The sequence below is a fragment of the Psychrobacter sp. 1U2 genome (assembly GCF_051847575.1).
Genome location: NZ_JBPYDC010001274.1, coordinates 1 through 646, shown reverse-complemented (window position 1 = coordinate 646; position 646 = coordinate 1). Strand labels below are relative to the sequence as shown.

Annotated in this window: 1 protein-coding gene; it reads right to left on the bottom strand. The window is 51.1% G+C overall.

The annotated features are described in order from the left end of the window. A partial coding sequence (locus ACS8FD_RS21610) for a glutamate synthase-related protein (RefSeq protein ID WP_439277384.1) occupies window positions 1-646 on the bottom strand: 646 nt, incomplete at both ends.

Below are 646 nucleotides of genomic sequence, written 5' to 3'. Positions count from 1 at the left end.
CATCGGTGTGGTACCAAAACCAAAGCTTTCTGCTCCAAGAATAGCGGCTTTGACCACATCAAGGCCTGTTTTGAGGCCACCATCAGTTTGCACGCGTACTTTATCGCGCAGACCATTGACGCGTAGCGACTGATGCGTCTCAGCTAACCCTAGCTCCCATGGCGAGCCTGCATGGTGAATAGAGGACAGTGGCGAGGCTGCGGTACCGCCATCATACCCTGAGATGGTAATCAAATCGGCATAAGCTTTTGCTACACCTGTCGCAATGGTACCAACGCCTGGACGCGAAACTAATTTAACTGAGACCAAGGCATCTGGATTGACTTGTTTTAAATCAAAAATAAGCTGGGCAAGATCTTCGATAGAATAAATATCATGATGCGGCGGCGGTGAGATGAGTGTCACTCCAGGCACAGAGTAACGCAGGCGGGCAATCAAAGCATTGACCTTTCCGCCTGGCAGCTGACCACCCTCGCCAGGTTTTGCACCTTGCGCAACTTTAATTTGCATGACTTCTGCTGAACGCAAATAGGCAGGCGTGACCCCAAAACGACCAGAGGCGACTTGTTTGATTTTTGAGTTGCGTAGGGTACCATAACGAGTGGGATCCTCACCGCCCTCCCCTGAATTTGAGCGTCCGCCAATG